Annotated in this window: 14 protein-coding genes and 1 pseudogene; 4 read left to right on the top strand and 11 right to left on the bottom strand. The window is 73.7% G+C overall.

What is annotated here, in order from left to right; all coding sequences use genetic code 11:
• Positions 1-88: 88 nt before the first annotated feature.
• Genes LN042_RS13525 through pdhA form a run of 3 tightly spaced genes read right to left on the bottom strand, consistent with a single transcriptional unit; the run spans position 89 to position 3,674 of the window.
• Positions 89-1,534: a dihydrolipoamide acetyltransferase family protein gene (locus LN042_RS13525; RefSeq protein ID WP_230051403.1), complete on the bottom strand. Its 1,446-nt coding sequence runs from the start codon at positions 1,532-1,534 to the stop codon at positions 89-91.
• A gap of 14 nt (positions 1,535-1,548) precedes the next feature.
• Positions 1,549-2,520: an alpha-ketoacid dehydrogenase subunit beta gene (locus tag LN042_RS13520; protein ID WP_230051402.1), complete on the bottom strand. Its 972-nt coding sequence runs from the start codon at positions 2,518-2,520 to the stop codon at positions 1,549-1,551.
• An 8-nt stretch (positions 2,521-2,528) separates the two neighbouring features.
• Positions 2,529-3,674 (bottom strand): pyruvate dehydrogenase (acetyl-transferring) E1 component subunit alpha, encoded by a 1,146-nt coding sequence (gene pdhA / locus LN042_RS13515; RefSeq protein WP_230051401.1) that lies wholly within the window; start codon positions 3,672-3,674, stop codon positions 2,529-2,531.
• A gap of 359 nt (positions 3,675-4,033) precedes the next feature.
• Between pdhA and LN042_RS13510 the strand changes: the two genes are divergently transcribed.
• Both LN042_RS13510 and LN042_RS13505 read left to right on the top strand, forming a co-directional pair.
• Positions 4,034-4,693 carry a response regulator gene (locus tag LN042_RS13510; RefSeq protein ID WP_230051400.1) on the top strand — a complete coding sequence of 220 codons (660 nt, stop codon included), beginning with the start codon at positions 4,034-4,036 and terminating at the stop codon, positions 4,691-4,693.
• Positions 4,694-4,865: 172 nt separating this feature from the next.
• On the top strand, positions 4,866-5,870 hold the full coding sequence (locus tag LN042_RS13505; protein WP_230051418.1) for a phosphotransferase: 1,005 nt from the start codon (positions 4,866-4,868) through the stop codon (positions 5,868-5,870).
• A 59-nt stretch (positions 5,871-5,929) separates the two neighbouring features.
• Here the strand turns inward: LN042_RS13505 and LN042_RS13500 are convergent, their stop codons facing one another.
• From LN042_RS13500 to LN042_RS13470, 7 genes are all read right to left on the bottom strand, one after another.
• Complete coding sequence (locus LN042_RS13500; protein WP_372495731.1) at positions 5,930-7,636, bottom strand: protein kinase domain-containing protein; 1,707 nt, start codon at positions 7,634-7,636, stop codon at positions 5,930-5,932.
• Positions 7,637-7,897: 261 nt separating this feature from the next.
• Positions 7,898-9,328 (bottom strand): protein kinase domain-containing protein, encoded by a 1,431-nt coding sequence (locus LN042_RS13495; RefSeq protein WP_230051399.1) that lies wholly within the window; start codon positions 9,326-9,328, stop codon positions 7,898-7,900.
• Positions 9,329-9,482: 154 nt separating this feature from the next.
• A complete protein-coding gene (locus tag LN042_RS13490; RefSeq protein ID WP_230051398.1) occupies positions 9,483-10,103 on the bottom strand; it encodes a bacterial proteasome activator family protein in 621 nt (206 codons plus the stop codon).
• Positions 10,104-10,170: 67 nt separating this feature from the next.
• On the bottom strand, positions 10,171-11,157 hold the full coding sequence (locus tag LN042_RS13485; RefSeq protein ID WP_230051397.1) for a hypothetical protein: 987 nt from the start codon (positions 11,155-11,157) through the stop codon (positions 10,171-10,173).
• Positions 11,158-11,426: 269 nt separating this feature from the next.
• On the bottom strand, positions 11,427-11,738 hold the full coding sequence (locus tag LN042_RS13480) for a hypothetical protein (RefSeq protein ID WP_230051396.1): 312 nt from the start codon (positions 11,736-11,738) through the stop codon (positions 11,427-11,429).
• Between the two features lie 85 nt (positions 11,739-11,823).
• A complete protein-coding gene (locus tag LN042_RS13475; protein ID WP_230051395.1) occupies positions 11,824-12,543 on the bottom strand; it encodes a nucleotidyltransferase domain-containing protein in 720 nt (239 codons plus the stop codon).
• Positions 12,544-12,626: 83 nt separating this feature from the next.
• Positions 12,627-13,625: a TetR/AcrR family transcriptional regulator gene (locus LN042_RS13470; protein WP_230051394.1), complete on the bottom strand. Its 999-nt coding sequence runs from the start codon at positions 13,623-13,625 to the stop codon at positions 12,627-12,629.
• Positions 13,626-13,804: 179 nt separating this feature from the next.
• Here LN042_RS13470 and LN042_RS13465 point away from each other — a divergent pair, with 179 nt between their 5' ends.
• Positions 13,805-15,028, top strand: coding sequence for an FAD-dependent monooxygenase (locus LN042_RS13465; protein WP_230051393.1), 1,224 nt, complete (start codon positions 13,805-13,807; stop codon positions 15,026-15,028).
• Here LN042_RS13465 and LN042_RS13460 read toward each other — a convergent pair.
• Positions 14,995-15,932: pseudogene (locus LN042_RS13460) on the bottom strand (LysR family transcriptional regulator). The gene LN042_RS13465 and the pseudogene LN042_RS13460 sit on opposite strands and share 34 nt — an antisense overlap.
• Before the next feature lie 145 nt (positions 15,933-16,077).
• On the opposite strand from LN042_RS13460, the gene LN042_RS13455 reads away from it, so the two are divergent.
• On the top strand, positions 16,078-16,941 hold the full coding sequence (locus tag LN042_RS13455; protein ID WP_230051416.1) for an EamA family transporter: 864 nt from the start codon (positions 16,078-16,080) through the stop codon (positions 16,939-16,941).
• Positions 16,942-16,953: the final 12 nt, after the last annotated feature.

The following is a 16,953-nucleotide window of genomic DNA, read 5'->3' as shown; positions in this document are numbered from 1 at the left end:
CGATGAGGGCGGCAGGAGACGCCGGGGGCCCCGGGGCCGGCGAATCCCACCGGCCGCGGGGCCCCCGGTCCGTGCGGCGTGCGGAGCGTCAGCCCCAGGTGATCAGCCGCTTGGGCTTCTCCAGGATGGCGGCCACGTCGGCCAGCACCTTGGAGCCCAGCTCGCCGTCGACCAGGCGGTGGTCGAAGGAGAGCGCCAGCGTGGTCACCAGGCGGGGCACCACCCGGCCCTTGTGCACCCACGGCAGCTCCCGCACCGCGCCGAAGGCCAGGATGGCGGCCTCGCCGGGGTTGAGGATCGGGGTGCCGGTGTCGACGCCGAAGACGCCGACGTTGGTGATGGTGATGGTGCCGCCGGTCATGGCGGCCGGCGAGGTCTTGCCCTGCCGGGCGGTCTCGATCAGCGAACCCAGCTCGGTGGCCAGTGCGGGCAGCGTGAGCGCACCGGCGTTCTTGATGTTCGGCACGATCAGGCCGCGCGGCGTGGCGGCCGCGATGCCCAGGTTCACCTGCCCCTTGAGCACGATCTCCTGGTTGGCCTCGTCCCAGGCCGCGTTGATCTCCGGGTACCGCTTCACCGCGGTGAGCAGCGCCTTGGCGACCAGCAGCAGCGGGGAGACCCGCACGCCGGCGCCCAGCTCGCCGCTCTCCTTGAGCTCGCGCACCAGCTTCATCGTGCGGGTGACGTCGACCTGCACGAACTCGGTGACGTGCGGCGCGGTGAAGGCGGAGGAGACCATCGCCTGCGCGGTGGCCTTGCGCACGCCCTTGACCGGGATCCGCACGTCCAGGCCGGTGGCGAGCGGGGCGGTCGGCACCTCGACCGGCGCGGCGTCGGCGACCGGCGCCTCGACCGGCGGCGGGGTGGCCGGCTGCGCCGGCTGCGGCGCCGGAGCGGCGGCCGCGTGCACGTCCTCGCGGGTGATGACGCCGTCCTTGCCGGTCGGCACCACGGTGCGCAGGTCGACGCCGAGGTCCTTGGCCAGCTTGCGCACCGGCGGCTTGGCCAGCGGGCGCTCGGTGACCTGGGCCGCCGGGGCGGGCGCGGCGACCGGAGCAGGCGTGGGGGCAGGAGCCGGAGCGGGGGCAGGAGCCGCGACCGGAGCAGCGGCGGCCACCGGGGCGGCCGGGGCGGTGCGCCGGGCCCGGCGCTGCGCCGCACCGGTGCGGGGGCCGTAGCCGACCAGCACCTCGCGGCGCTCCGGCTCGGTCTCCTCGGCCGGCGCGGCGGCCGGCGCGGCCGGAGCCGCGGCAGCCGGAGCCGCGGCGGGAGCGGCGCCGGCCACCGCGACCGCGATGATCGCGGTGCCCACGTCGACCGTGGTGCCCTCGGCGAAGTGCAGCGCCTCGACCGTCCCGTTGAACGGGATGGGCAGCTCGACGGCGGCCTTGGCGGTCTCCACCTCGCAGACGATCTGGCCGTCCGTCACGGTGTCACCCGGCTGGACGTACCACTTGAGGATCTCGGCCTCGGTCAGCCCCTCGCCCACGTCGGGCATCTTGAACTCACGGAGTGAGCGAACTTCGGTGGTCATGGACCCACTCCCTCTCAGAACGCCAGCGCGCGGTCGACGGCGTCCAGCACCCGGTCCAGGTCGGGCAGGAACTGCTCCTCGACCCGGGACGGCGGGTACGGCGCGAAGTAGCCGCCGACCCGCAGGATCGGCGCCTCCAGGTGGTAGAAGCACTGCTCCGTGAGCCGGGCCGCCAGTTCGGCGCCCATGCCCATGAAGACCGGCGCCTCGTGCACCACCACGGCCCGGCCGGTGCGCTTGACCGACTCGGCGAGGGTGGCGAAGTCCACCGGGGAGAGCGAGCGCAGGTCGACCACCTCGATGCGGTGACCGTCCTGCTCGGCGACCGCGGCGGCCTCCAGGCAGGTCTTCACCATCGGGCCGTAGGCCAGCAGCGTCAGGTCGGTGCCGGGGCGGACCACCTTGGCGGCGTGCAGGTCCAGCACGGGGGCCGCGCTGATCTCCGCCTTGTCCCAGTAGCGGGCCTTGGGCTCCAGGAAGATGACCGGGTCGTCGGACTCCACCGACTGCCGCAGCATCCAGTACGCGTCGTCCGGGTTGGACGGGGTGACCACCCGCAGGCCCGCGGTGTGCGCGAAGTAGGCCTCGTGCGACTCGCTGTGGTGCTCCACGGCGCCGATGCCGCCGGCGTACGGGATCCGGACGGTGACCGGCATCTTGACGTGGCCGAGCGCACGGGCGTGCATCTTGGCCAGCTGGGTGACGATCTGGTCGAAGGCCGGGTAGACGAAGCCGTCGAACTGGATCTCCACGATCGGCCGGTAGCCGCGCAGCGCCAGACCGATCGCGGTGCCCATGATCCCGGACTCGGCGAGCGGGGTGTCGATCACCCGGTCCTCGCCGAAGTCCTTCTGCAGGCCGTCGGTGACGCGGAAGACGCCGCCCAGCTTGCCGACGTCCTCCCCCATGATCACGGTCTTGGGGTCGGTCTCCAGGCACTTGCGCAGGCCCTCGTTGATGGCCTTCGACATGGTGAGCTTGGACATGGTCGGACTTACTCCCCACCCTCGAACGACTGCGCGTAGGCCACGTATTCGGCCCGCTCCTCTTCCACCAGGGCGTGCGGCTCGGCGTACACGTGGTCGAAGATCAGGGTCGGGTCCGGGTCCGGCATCGAACGGACGCCCTCCCGGACCCGCAGGCCGAGCGCCTCGCTCTCGGTGTCGACCGCGGCGAAGAACTCCTCGTCCGCCAGGCCCTCCTTCTCCAGGTGGGCCCGCAGCCGCGCGATCGGGTCCTTGGCCTTCCAGGCCTCGGTCTCCTCGGCGGAGCGGTAGCGGGTCGGGTCGTCCGAGGTGGTGTGCGCGCCCATCCGGTAGGTGAACGCCTCGATCAGCACCGGGCCGCCGCCGTTGCGGGCCCGGTCCAGCGCCCAGCGGGTGACCGCGAGGCAGGCCAGCACGTCGTTGCCGTCCACCCGCACGCCCGGGAAGCCGAAGCCGGAGGCCCGGCGGTACAGCGGGATCTTGGTCTGGTTGACGGTGGGCTCGGAGATCGCCCACTGGTTGTTCTGGCAGAAGAACACCACCGGCGCGTTGTACACCGAGGCGAAGGTGAACGCCTCGTTGACGTCACCCTGGCTGGAGGCGCCGTCGCCGAAGTAGGCGATCACCGCGTCCTCGGCGCCGTCCTTGGTGATGCCCATCGCGTAGCCCGTCGCGTGCAGCGTCTGGGAGCCGATCACGATGGTGTAGAGGTGGAAGTTCTTCTCGTTCGGGTCCCAACCGCCGTGGTTCACGCCGCGGAACATCCCGAGCAGGTTGAGCGGGTCCACCCCGCGGCACCAGGCGACGCCGTGCTCGCGGTAGGTGGGGAAGGCGTAGTCGCCCTCGCGCATCGCGCGGCCGCTGCCGACCTGGGCCGCCTCCTGGCCCAGCAGTGAGGCCCACAGGCCCAGTTCGCCCTGGCGCTGCAGCGCGGTGGCCTCGCCGTCGAACCGGCGCACCAGGACCAGGTCGCGGTAGAGCGCGCGCAGTTCCTCCGGGCTGACGGTGAGCGGGAACTCGGGGTTCTCCACCCGGTCGCCCTCGGGGGTGAGCAACTGCACGAGCTCAGCGGGGGCGTCCTGCCCGGTACGGGCGCTGTCGGGGACGCCGGGGGCGGCCTTCTTGCGCGCCCTCGACGTGCTTTTGACGGTCACGTTCACTCCTCGGTCTGTCCGGCCGCCCGGGGTCGCCGGTGCCGGTCCGGTCACCTCCGCGCTCGGCGCACCGGGTGAGCGGCCGATGACGTGGCAGGCGGTGATCCTTTGCCGACGGCTTTCCCACGAGAACGTTACCCAGCGAGCGCGTTGGGCGCTCCTGCGCTAGGACGTCCTACTTTTCCGACCGGGTGGGGCTGGAACCGGGTGGCGGTCAGCCTTCCCGGGGGCGCACGTCAGGACACCTGCGCACGCTATCCGGGCGCGGCCTTTCGCGTAAGGGGGTTGCTCGGACGGATTGTGCGGACCGGCAGTGCGGGCGATAGATCATCCCTGTGGGGGTATGGGAGCATTTGTCAATGAGCAAAAACGGACAAATCAGGGTTTTCCTACTGGATGATCATGAGATTGTCCGACGCGGAGTTCGTGAGCTCCTGTCCGCAGAACCGGACATCGAGGTGGTCGGCGAGGCCGGCACCGCGGCCGAGGCGCTCAGCCGGATCCCCGCGGTGCTGCCCGACGTCGCGGTACTGGACGTGAGGCTACCGGACGGTAATGGAATCGAGGTCTGCCGCGAGGTGCGCTCCCGCCACCCCGGGGTCCGCTGCCTGATGCTCACCTCGTTCTCCGACGACGATTCGCTCTTCGACTCGATCATGGCCGGCGCCTCCGGTTACGTGCTCAAGGCGATCCGCGGCACCGACCTGCTCTCGGCGGTGCGCGACGTGGCGGCCGGCAAGTCGCTGCTCGATCCGGCGGCCACCTCGCGGGTGCTGGAACGGCTGCGCACCGGCGGCGAGCCAAAGGACGAGAAGCTGGCGCAACTCACCCGGCAGGAGCGGCGGATCCTGGAGCTGATCGGCAAGGGCCTGACGAACCGGCAGATCGGCGGCGAACTGCACCTCGCCGAGAAGACGGTGAAGAACTACGTCTCCAGCCTGCTGGCCAAGCTCGGCATGGAGCGGCGCACCCAGGCGGCCGCCTACGTCGCACGACTGGGCAGGGATCAGCAGCACTGAGGCAGCTTTCGATCACCGATTGGGCACATCCGGCCAACCGGACGGTGATCAGCCCGTTTCACTACGATCAACGGGCGTGACAGAGAGTCAGATTGTCGCGTTTGCAGCCGGTTTCGCCGAGATCGACGGGCCCGACGCGGACGCACCACCGGTCGGCACGCTCAGCCCCCCGATCCCGGGCTGGGCCCTCGAGCGGGTGCTGCGCCGCTACCGGACCGGCCGGGTGCTGGCCGTCGAGCCGGTCGCCGAGGGACTGCTCAACCGCAGCTACCGGATCACCACCAGCACCGGCCGCTACTTCCTCAAGTGCTACGTCGACCAGACCACGGCGACCCAGGCCGCGATCGCCGCCCAGCACCACGCCACCACCCGGCTGGCCGCCCTCGGCCTGCCGGTGCCGCCGCCGCTGCCGGACCGCACCGGCCGCACCGTCACCACCGTGCTGGGCCGCCGGTTCGCCCTCTACCCCTGGGCGGCGGGGCGGCACCGCACCGGCGCCGAGCTCGGCCCGGACCGGTGCGCCGCGCTCGGCGCCCTGCTCGGCCGACTGCACGGCGCGCTCGCCGAGGTCTGCGCCCCCGTCACCCAGCCCACCACCCTGCCCAGCGCCGACCCGGACACCACCGCCGCGCTGATCGCCGAGCTGCGCGGCCTGGCCGCCCGGCACCGGCCGTACGGCGCCTTCGACCGGCTCGCCGAACGCCGGCTGGCCGAGCGGCTCGACCTGCTGGTCGGCCACCGGCACCGGCGCCCCCGCCCCACCGCCATCGGCCGGTCCGGCTGGGTGCACGGGGACTTCCACGGGCTCAACCTGCTGCACCTGGGCGACCGGGTGACCGCCGTGCTGGACTGGGACCGGCTGCGGGTGCGGCCGCGCGCCGAGGAGGCGGTGCGGGCGGCCACCCTGGTCTTCAACCACCCGGTGACCGGCGTGCTGGACCTGGCCCGGGTGCGCCGCTACGCCCGCGGCTACCGGGCGGCGACCGGGGCGGACGCCGCGGAGCTGGCGCTGGCGGTGCACCGGGTCTGGTGGGAGCGGCTCAACGACTTCTGGATGCTGCGCTGGCGCTACCAGCGCGCCGACCGGCGGGCCGATCCGCTCTTCCCGGCCGCTGCCGCCCAGACCGTCTGGTGGTGCCAGGAGTACGAGCAGGTGCTGGACGCGTTCGTGAACTGACCGGCCGACTCATGGCAGCGGGCGCCGGCCGGCTCACTGCCGGTCGGCGCCCGCGGTCGCTACTGCGGCGAGGCCGCTCCGCTGGGCGGCCCGCCGATGGTCTTCGTCGGCACCGGGATGCTCGGCGGTGCGGCGGTGGTGCCGCCGCCCGAGGTCGGCTCACCGGTCGCCGTGGAGCCCGAGGACGCGGTCGACGACGCACCGCCGGTCGGGCTGGGCTCGCCGGTGGCCGTGGCCTCCCCGGTCGACGTCGCGGTCGGGCTGGAGTGGCCCCGGGAGGTCGGCTGGCTGGTGTACCCGTCGCCGCTGGAGGACGTCGGGGTGTTCGAGGCGTGGCCGTGCGTGGACGGGGCCGTGGTCGGGGCCAGGCTCGGGCTGTCGCTGGTCGGCTCGTCGCTCGGCGACTGGGTGTCCGAGGCCGGGGCGCTCGGCGCCACCGAGCTCCCACCGGTCGTGCCGCCACCGTTGTGGTTGTTCTGGGAGGCCATCGCGATGCCGATCACGGCCGCGACCACCAGCACCACGCCGACCGCGATGGCCGCCAACCGGCGCCGGCCGCCGCCCGGCCGGGGCTCGCCGTAGCCGTCGTCCCCGCCGTGGCCGCCCTGACCGCCACCGCCGTAGCCGCCCTGCCCGCCGCCACCGCCCGGGCCGCCGCCCTGGTACGGACCCCCCTGGTAGGGGCCGCCCTGGTAACCGCCGGCCGCCGAACCGTAGGGCAGCACCGTGGTGCGGTCGCCGACGCCGCCGAGCAGCTGGGTGACCGCGGTGCCGTCGGCGGGGGTGCCGCCGCCCAGCACGGTGGTCGGGTAGCCGCCCGACGCGGAGTGCATCTCGCGCAGCGCGTGCTGCAGGTGGGCGCGGAACTCGGCGGCGCTCTGGAACCGCTCGTCCGGGTTCTTGGCGAGCGAGCGCAGCACCAACTCGTCCAGCTGCCACGGCACTCGGGAGTTGGCCTGGGACGGCGGCACCGGCGCGTCCTGGACGTGCTGGTAGACCACGGAGAGCGGGGTGTCGCCGGTGAACGGCGGGCGCAGCGCCAGCAGCTCGTAGAGCATGCAGCCGGCCGCGTACAGGTCGGAGCGGTGGTCCACCTGCTTGCCCAGCGCCTGCTCCGGCGACAGGTACTGCGGGGTGCCCATCACCATGCCGGTCTGGGTCATGGTGGTGGCCTCACCGGCCAGCGCCCGGGCGATGCCGAAGTCCATCACCTTGACGGCGCCGGTGGTCGTGATGATCACGTTGGCCGGCTTGATGTCCCGGTGCACGATGCCGTGCCGGTGGCTGTAGTCCAGCGCCTCCAGCACCCCGGCGATGATGATCAGCGCCTGGTCGACCGGCGGCGCCTCCTCGGCCACCAGCAGCTCGCGGACCGTGCGGCCCTCGACCAGCTCCATCACGATGTACGGCGTCGACTCCCCGTCCACCAGCTCCTCGCCGGTGTCGTAGACGGCGACGATCGAGTGGTGGTTGAGCGAGGCGACCGAGTGCGCCTCACGGGTGAACCGCAGCCGGGCCACCTCGTCCTGGGCCAGCTCGGCGCGGAGCAGCTTGACCGCCACCGTGCGGCCGAGCCGGATGTCCTGGGCGGCCAGCACCTCGGCCATGCCGCCGCGGCCCAGGCGGTGGGTCAGCCGGTAGCGGCCGCCACCGAGGGTGCCGAGGGCGGACACGCCCCGGCCCGGAGTGGCCGGGCCGCCGAAGGGCGCACCGGCCGGCTGGTCGGCCGCGCGGGCGGCCGTGGTCCCCTCCGCGGCGCTCGGCATCGGAGTCAAGGGGGTACCCCCGGCCGAAGGCGGCTGGGGGAGGGTGACCGCCTCGTCGGCGTCATCGCCTCGGCCAGGTCCGGTACCCGCGAAGGACTCGGGCTCTCCCTCGCCGTCGCCCGGCTGCTGCGTCTGTGCCATTACTCCTCGCCCCGGGTCGAACGCTCTGGTCGCGGTCGCCCTTTCGATTCGCTTCCCAGAACGCTACCGCCTCCGGCCCCCGCACCCCGAATGCGCGCGGCGGCCGCAGGCGTGCGACGACTACCGCTGCGCCTGGTCCGGCAACAACTGCGCCACGTGCGCGGTCAGACTCGGCAGGCTGCTGCTGGAGCTGTCGGTCTTGGTCACCACGATGGCGATGATGATGATGAACAGGATGATCACACCGATGATCACACCGACCACCACGAGCGCCGTCGAGCAGCCGTTGCCGCTGTTCGCCTTCACCGGGGCGAAGCCGCCCCCGTGGACCGGCATCGGCGCCGGAGTGGGCGTCGGCTGTGCGAAGGCCGGCGGCGGGGTCTGGAACTGCTGCTGACCCATCGGTGTCGGGTACTGCGCCGGCGGCGGCGTCTGGAACTGCTGCTGGCCCAGCGGAGTCGGGTACTGCGCCGGCGGCGGGGTCTGCGGCCCGTACGGCCCGGCCTGCGGCGGCTGGTAGGGCTGCTGCACCTGCGGGGTCGGGGTGTTGATGTCCCCGGGCACCGGCGCGAAGTTCTTCAGCCCCGAGGAGTGCGCGGCCGACGGACCCTGGCCGATCACCAGTGGGCCGGCCATCAGCGGCGTGCCGCCCGTCTTCTCGCCGGCCGCGACCCGCTCGACCTCCTCGCGCATCGCCTCGGCGGTCGGGAACCGGTGCGCCGGGTCCTTGCGCAGCGCCCGGGCGACCAGCGCGTCCACCGCCGGGGTGACCGCGCGGTTCAGGCCGGACGGCGCCGGCGGCTCCTCCTGGACGTGCTTGTAGGCGATCGAGAACGGCGAGTCACCGTCGAACGGCAGCTGGCCGGTGAGCAGTTCGAAGAGCATGCAGCCGACCGAGTACAGGTCGGAGCGGGCGTCCACGCTCTTGCCCAGCGCCTGCTCGGGCGACAGGTACTGCGGGGTGCCGACCACCATGCCGGTCTGGGTCATCGAGGTGACCCCCGACTGCATGGCCCGGGCGATGCCGAAGTCCATCACCTTGACGACGCCCTTGGTGTTCACCATGACGTTGCCCGGCTTGATGTCGCGGTGCACCAGCCCCTGGTCGTGCGAGACGTCCAGCGCGGCCAGCACCGCGGCGGTGATCTTCAGCGCCTGCTCGGTGGGCATCGCGCCGTGCTCGGCGATCGCCTGGTTCAGCACGTCGCGCAGCGACTGGCCCTCGACGTACTCCATCACGATGTACGGCACGGTCGCACCGTCGGCGAAGACCTCCTCACCGCTGTCGTACACCGTGACGATGTTGGTGTGCTGCAGCCGGGCCACCGCCTGCGCCTCGCGGCGGAACCGCTCGCGGAACGACGACTCGCGACCCAGCTCGGTGTGCAGCGTCTTGATCGCGACCGGGCGGCCGAGCACCTTGTCGTGGGCCAGGTGGACCGAGGCCATGCCGCCCTGCCCCAGCAGGTGCTGCAGCACGTACCGGCCGTTACCCAGCGAGTGCAGCTGCGGCTGCGGCTGGTCCACTCCGGCGATGCCGTCCTCGCTCATGGTCCTCTGCTTCCCCCTCGGCGCGACCGGTCGGCCACCGCCGTGAATGGTGGTCTCTGAGACGTGGGTGGGAACACCCGGCGTCAGGGTATCGGCCCCGCGCCCCGGCGAAACCCGCAGGGGCGCGGCGCTGAGGGCCGGTCAGCCCGAGGTGCTACAGGTAAGGACCCGAACGGATACCGCGCCCCTCGCCCGGCTCGTCGCCCTCCGAATCGCCCAGCACACCCGGCGGCAGCGCCCGGCGCATCTGCTCCAGCTGCGCGCGGGCCGCCATCTGCTGGGCGAACAGCGCGGTCTGGATGCCGTGGAACAGGCCCTCCAGCCAGCCGACCAGCTGGGCCTGGGCGATCCGCAGCTCGGCCTCGGTGGGGATGCTGTCCTCGGTGAACGGCAGCGACAGCCGCTCCAGCTCCTCGACCAGCTCCGGGGCCAGGCCCTTCTCCAGCTCCTTGATCGAACTGGCGTGGATGTCCTTCAGCCGGGCCCGGCTCGCCTCGTCCAGGGGCGCCGCCCTGACCTCCTCCAGCAGCTGCTTGATCATGCTGCCGATCCGCATGACCTTGGCGGGCTGCTCGACCATCTCGGTCACCGGCAGCTCCCGCTGCTCGCCGCCCTCGCCCGCGGACCGGTCGTGCAGCCGCCCGGCGGCACCGCCGACCGCCAGGCCGTCCGGGCCGACGATCAGCACCTGCGGGTTCTCCTCGGACCGCCCGTTCGACCCGGTCGATCCCTGATACGGCTCGTGCTCCGGCCGTTCGTTCAGCGGCTTCGTCATACCCCCTTCATATGCTTCCGCGCTGAGCAGGGTCAACCGACCGACCCGCCGGGCGCAGCTCGGGGCCTCAACCGCGGCGCAGTCGCAGACCCACCAGGGCGAGCCCCAGACCGATCAGCACCAGTCCCGCGCCCATCGGCAGCACCAGCACCACCGGGCCGCTGAACCGGACGGCGGCGGCCGGGGCCGGCGCGCCCGCCGGGACCACCGCGGCCGGCCCGGCGACCGGCGGCCCGGCGACCGGCCCGGCGGTGGTCGGCGGGGCGGTGGCGGGGGCGCTCGCCGACGGGTCGCCGGTGCCCCGGGCCGGACCGGCCGGCGTCTGCGCCGCCGACGGGTCGCCGAGCGTCAGCGCGTTCGTGCCCTGGCCGGGGGTCTGGTCGTGGGCCGGGGCTCCCGGGTCGAGCGGGGCGTTCGAGTCCGCCGACTCCGTCGAGTCGGTCGGGTCGGTCGGGTCATCGGTCGGGTCGGTCGGGACGGCCCCCGGTGGGGCGGGGGAGGCCGGGTGGACCGCCGTCGCGGTGGGAGGGTCCGACGGGGAGCCCGGCGGGGTGGCGGACGGGACGGTGGCCGCGCCGCTGGGATCGGTGCCGGGCTTGCCGTTCTGCTGGGGCGAGGGCTGGTCGGCGGTGGCGGTGGCGGCCGGGAGCGGCACCGCCGGGGGCGGCACCGCCGGGGGCGATCCGGGCGCACCGGCCGGGCCGGGCCGGCCGGCGGTCCCGCCCCCGAGCGTGGTGCCGCCGGTGGTCCCGGCCGCGCCCTGGTCCGTCCCGGCGCTGCCCGGGTCGGTGGGCGTCCTGCCGGGCTCGGGTATCGGCCGCAGCTGCGGGTGCGACGGCCCGGACGCGGATTGGGTGGGCCGGCTCCCGTCGGTGGGATCGGCCTGCGCGGCGACCGGCAGCACGGCGGTGAGCAGCAGCGGGAGGGCGAGGGTCGCCCCGGCGGCGAGCCGGCGGGGCGGCGCGGCGCGGCGCGGCGAACTGCGCGGCGAGCGGCGCGGAAAGCGGTGGGGGGAGCGAGCGGGGCGGTGGAACGGCGGGAGCGGAGCGGCCACGGACGACGGTCCCTTCCAACGGCCGGCATCCGCGGGGATCCCGGCGGCGGAACAGCTCCGCTCCAGAGTCACACGGGACGGCCGTACGGGCACACCGAACGGCCCCTGCCGCTCCCGCAAAGTCGGCCGCCCACCGGATCGGCCGGGCTGACCGGGGGCGGCCCCGACCGGCCCCGCACCCGGGACAGAGGCCGGGGCGGGGGCAGGTCAGGGGCAGGGTGCGGCTACGACCGGTGCGCGCCGGCCGCAACCGCGAGCGGCGGGAGGCGTCAGGCCCCCGTGCCGTTCCACTCCGCCGGCTGCACCGCCGAGCCGGTGTTGTTCCACACCGACGGACGCACCGCGGAGCCGGTGTTGTTCCAGTCCGACGGCTGCACCGCCGCGCCGGTGTTGTTCCAGTCCGACGGCTGCACCGCCGAGCCGGTGCTGTTCCACTCCGCCGGCGTCGGCGTCCCACCGCTCTGCGCGAAGGCCGTACCGGCCGCCGCCACGCTCGCGGCGCCCACCAGCAGGCCCACCAGGCCCAGCCCCGCCGCCGCCCGGCTGAGCGTCCCGGGCCTCGTCACTCGTGCGTTGTCCATCTCGTTCCCCCGTCCCTGGTCACGCGCTGGGCGTGCTGCCGGCCGGCTTTCGGCCGCCGTGAACGGGGATTGTGCCACTCGTTGATCATCTACCGACAGGGGTTTTCCGCAGACCCGACGCGATGCCGTCCGACGGGCCGTCAGCCGTCCAGTACGCCTGGCGCACCCGGCGCAGCCACGCCTCCACCCGGGCCTCGTCGGGTGCCTGCGGCAGCACCCCGGGGCGGTCCAGCCGCCGCTCGGCGTCGGCCAGCAGCGGCTCGGCCAGCTCCGGGCGGGCGGCGATCCGCTCGCCCGCCTCCCGCACCTGCTCGGGGTCGGCGAGGCGCACCACCAGCTCCCCGGTCTCGTGCAGCCGGACGCCCTGCTCCAGCAGCCGCACCAGGTGCCGGGCGTGCTTGGCGGCCCGCGGCCGTTCGTCCGGCCCTCGGGTGAGCAGCTTGCGGAACTGCTGCCCGGCGTAGCCGAGGTACGAGCCACGCACCGCCCGCTCGCTGAGCAGTGCGCCGCGCAGGGCGATCAGCTCGTCGCCGAGCGCGGTCCGCACCTCGTACAACTCGTCTGGCAGCCAGACCAGTTCGCTCGCCGTCGGGTTGGCGGACAGGGCCAGCCGGCACCACTTGGCCGCCTCGTGCATGGTCCGGTCCGGCTCCGGCGCCGAGCTCACCACCGACTCCACCGGTCGGCGAAGCCCGTGCAGTTCTTCGGTGGGCACCGCGAACAGCCCGAGCCGGTCCACGTCCGAGCCGGCTCGCGCCAGCCCGTAGGCCGTCGACCCGACCACTCCTGCCAGCACCACGTGCACCGGCCCACCCCCTCTTCCCAGTCCGCGGGGGTTCCCCGCGGCAGGCTGGGGAGAGTCTGGCGCCCATGGTCCCGCAGGCGCACCTACTTTTCCCGCTCGATCAGCACGGCGAGGCCGTCGAGCAGCCGCTGCAGACCGAACTCGAAGAGGGCGTCCAGGTCGAAGTCGTAGCCCTCGGCGACCAGTCGGTTCATCATCGGGAAGTCGCCGCCGGCCATGATGGCGTGCAGCGCGGGCTCCTGACTGTCCATCCACTCCTCGTTGTCGATGCCGCTGTGCGCCTGTGCCTCCAGCTCGGACTCGACGTTGACCGCCGTGCCCCGCACGTGGTTGAAGAGCATCAGGTGGGCGTTGAAGGCGGTGCCCAGGTCGAGTCCCTGGGCGGCCAGCGAGGCCAGCACCCACTCGCTGTAGGGGATCGCGCCGGCCACCGGCTGCGGGCGGGTCACCGACAGGGCCGACGCCAGCCACGGGTGGCGGCGGAACATCGCCCACATCATCCGGGTGGCCAGTTCGAGCCGCTCCCGCCAGCCCCGCGGCGGGTCGGCGGGCAGCGGCCACTCGGTGAAGGCCCGGTCCATCATCTGCACCAACAGGCCGTCCTTGTCCGCGACATGGCGGTAGAGCGACATGGTCGCCACGCCCAGCTCGGCCGCCACCCGCCGCATCGAGACGGCGGCCAGTCCCTCCTGGTCGGCGATCCCGATCGCGGCGGCGACGATCCGCTCCGGGGTCAGTGCTCCCTCCTGGGCAGCCCGCCGTGCGGGGCGCGGGGACGCTGCCGCGGGCGCCTGCGGGGCCGCGAGCGCCTGCGAGGCCGCCGCCTGGGGGCCCGACGCTTGGGGGCCCGACGCTCGGGGAGCGGCCGCTACCACCGTGCCCACGCCGGGCACCGCGCGCACCAGACCGGTCTGGCGCAGCTCGGTCAGCACCCGGGTTGCGGTCGCCATCGCCACCCCCCACTGCCGGGTGATCTCCCGGGTCGACGGCACCCGGTCGCCCACCGCCAGCTCGCCCGCCTCGATGCGTCCCCGCAGCTCCGCCGCGATCCGGCGGTAGCGCGGCTCCTCCGGCTCGTCCATGCCCTCTCCTCCGCACTAGTGCACCAGCAGTGCACCGCCACCCTAGTCCACCAGGCCACAGGGGTGCGCAAGCCCTCCGACGCACCCGGCATGCACTAGTGCACTAGGCGGCAACTCCCTTGTTTTCCTTGCAGCATATGGGTTGCACTACCTCATGCATACGCCGTACATTCATCGCTATGACGAACACCGAGATCCTCATCTCCGGCGGCGGCATCGCCGGCCCCGCTCTTGCGTACTGGCTACACCGCGCCGGATTCAGCGTGACCCTGGTCGAGCGCGCCCCGGCACCGCGCCCGGGCGGGCAGACCGTCGACCTGCGCGGTGCGGGGCGCACGGTGATCACCCGCATGGGCCTGATGGAGCAGGTCCGGGCCCGGACCGTCGAGCAGCGCGGGCTCGCCCTCGTCGACGCCGCCGGTCGGACCACCGCCACCATGGCGGAGGACGCCTTCGGCGGCGAGGGCATCATCTCCGAGATCGAGATCCTCCGCGGCGACCTGGCCGACGTGCTCCACCAGGCCACCCGGCACGACGTGGAGTACCTCTTCGACGACAGCGTCACCGACCTCCGGCAGGACGAGCACGGCGTCACCGTCACCTTCGAGAAGGCCGCCCCGCGCCGCTTCGCCCTGGTGGTCGGAGCCGACGGCCTGCACTCGGTGGTCCGCCGGCTGGCCTTCGGCCCGGAGCGGGAGCTGGTCCGCCCGCTGGGCATCTACAACGCCTGGTTCACCACCACCGAGCCGCTCCGACTCGACGGCTGGTACAAGATGTTCAACGCCCCCGGTGGCCTGGTCGCCGCCGCCCGCCCCGGGCGGCTCCCCGGCGAGGTCAAGGCCGCACTCAGCTTCCGCACCGCCGAGCCGATCGGTTACGACCGCCGGGACACGGCCGCGCAGCGCGAACTGCTCGCCCGCCGCTTCGCCGGGGTGTCCGGCTGGGAGGTCCCCGCCCTGGTGCGCGCGCTGCGCACCGCTCCCGACTTCACCTTCGACCCGATGGGTCAGGTGCACCTGGACTCCTGGTCGCGCGGCCGCACCGTGCTGCTCGGCGACGCCGGCTACTGCGCCACCCCGCTCACCGGCCTGGGCACCAGCCTGGCCCTGGTCGGCGCCTACGTGCTGGCCGGCGAGCTGGCCGCGGCCGCCGGCGACCACCGCACCGCCTTCCGCGCCTACGACCGCATCATGCGCCCCTACGTCGACCAGGCCCAGGAGCTCCCGCCCGGCGGCGCCAAGGGCTACGCACCGTCCAGCGCGCTGGCGATCCGCCTGCGGGCCATGTCGATGCGGTCCATGACCCGCTGGCCGATGCGCGCCATCCTGGCCGCCCAGTTCGCCAAGGCCGGCAACATCGACCTCCCCGACTACCGCCTGCCGAGCGCCGCTCGGGCCGCATGAGCCGCTCGGGCCGCACGGGCCGCGTCGTCGCCCGGCCCGGGAAGCTCGAGGAGGTCCAGGAAGGCGGCCGCCGCGGGGGTGCGGCCGACGGGACTCCAGATGACGTACTCGATCCGCACCGGCCCGTCCGTGACCTCGACGGCGGTGACGCCGGAGAGCCGGTGCACCGAGGCGGAGGGGAACATCGCGACCCCGAGCCCCTGCCCGACCAGCCGGTCCATGTAGTCCGCGGTGGTCACCTCGAAGGCGACCTCACGGGTCAGGCCGGCCGCGGCGAAGGCCTGGTCGGTCTGGATCCGCCCCGCCGTCCCGGCCGGCAGGTCGACGAACACCTCACCGGCGAGCCCGGCGAGGCTGACCGAGGGCTCGCCGGCCAGCGGATGGTCCGGCGCGACCACGGCGACCAGCCGGTCCCGGGCCAGTTCCCGTGCCTCGACGCCCTGGACCCGAGCCGTGGTCGGCAGCCCGAGGAACGCCACGTCCAGGGCGCCCCCTTGACCTGCTCGACCAGGTCGTCGCTGGCACCGACCCGCAGGCCGACCCGCACCTGCGGATAGCGTCGGCGGAACTCCCGCAGCGCGCCCGGGACATCGACGGCGGCGACGGTGGGGATCAGGCCCACCACGAGCCGTCCGCGCACCTCACCCAACGCCGCCGCCACCTCGGCGGCCGCCCGCTCGGCGGCGTCCAGGCACTGTCGGGCGGCGGGCAGGAACGCCGCCCCGGCCGGTGTCAGCCGCACCCTGCGGCTGGTGCGCTCGAACAGGCGGGCGCCCAACTCCCTTTCCAGGCGCGCGATCTGATGACTGAGCGCGGACTGGACGACCAGGCACCGCTCGGCGGCCCGGGTGAAACTGTTGGTCTCGGCCACGGCGATCACATAGCGCATCTGCTGGAGCTCCATGGATCCATCGTGATTCGAGATCGATGAAGTGAAAAGCCTGTGTTGGACTCATCGGTTGATCACACGTCAGTTTTGAGGCGTGACCAGCTCAACCGTCCAGCGCGCCTCCCGAGGCGCCGGAGTTCCCGACGCTCCCCGCGGCCATCTGCCGCGCACCGCCCTGACCGCCATCACTCCCGTCATCTGGGGCACGACCTACGTCGTCACCACCGAGTTCCTGCCACCGGCGCACCCGCTCTTCGCGGGACTCATGCGCGCGCTGCCCGCCGGCCTGATCGCGCTGGCGGTCACCAGGACGCTGCCGCGCGGGGCCTGGTGGGCGAAGGCCGCGGCCCTCGGCCTGCTGAACATCGGCCTGTGCTTCCCCCTGCTGTTCCTCGCCGCCGAACGCCTGCCGGGAGGCGTCGCCGCCACCACGGCGGCCGCCCAACCACTCGTCGTCGCCGTCCTGGCCGTGGCGGTGCTGGGTGAGCGGCTGTCCGGCTGGCGCCTCGCCTGGGGGGTGGTGGGCGTGCTCGGCGTCGGCCTGGTGGTGCTCGGGCCGAAGGCCGCGCTCGACACCGTGGGGGTCATGGCCGGTCTGGGCAACGCGGCCTCGATGGCGCTCGGGGTGACGCTCACCAAGCGCTGGGGACGCCCCGCCGGGGTCGGTCCCACCGCGTTCGCCGGCTGGCAGCTCACGGCGGGAGGCCTGTTCCTGCTGCCGGTCACCTTCCTGGTCGAGGGACCGGCGCCGGCCATCGACCTGCGCGCCGTCCTCGGCTACCTCTGGATGGCGCTGGCCGGCGGCCTCCTGGCCTACGTGCTCTGGTTCCGCGGCGTCACCGCCCTGCCGGTCGGCTCGGTTGCCGTGCTGGTGCTGATCTCACCGCTGGTGGCCGCGGTCCTGGGCGCCGCGGTGCTCGGCCAGACCCTCGGCGCGGTCCAGCTCCTGGGCTTCGTGATCTCGCTCGCCGCCATCGTCGCCGGCCAACTCCCCGCACCGGCCAAGTCGTCCACCCGTCGTTGAAAGGACCTCGCA

The sequence above is a fragment of the Kitasatospora humi genome, assembly GCF_020907985.1.
GTDB lineage: Bacteria > Actinomycetota > Actinomycetes > Streptomycetales > Streptomycetaceae > Kitasatospora > Kitasatospora humi.
The sequence above is the reverse complement of the archived record's forward strand: the minus strand, read 5'-3'. Positions and strand labels throughout refer to the sequence as shown.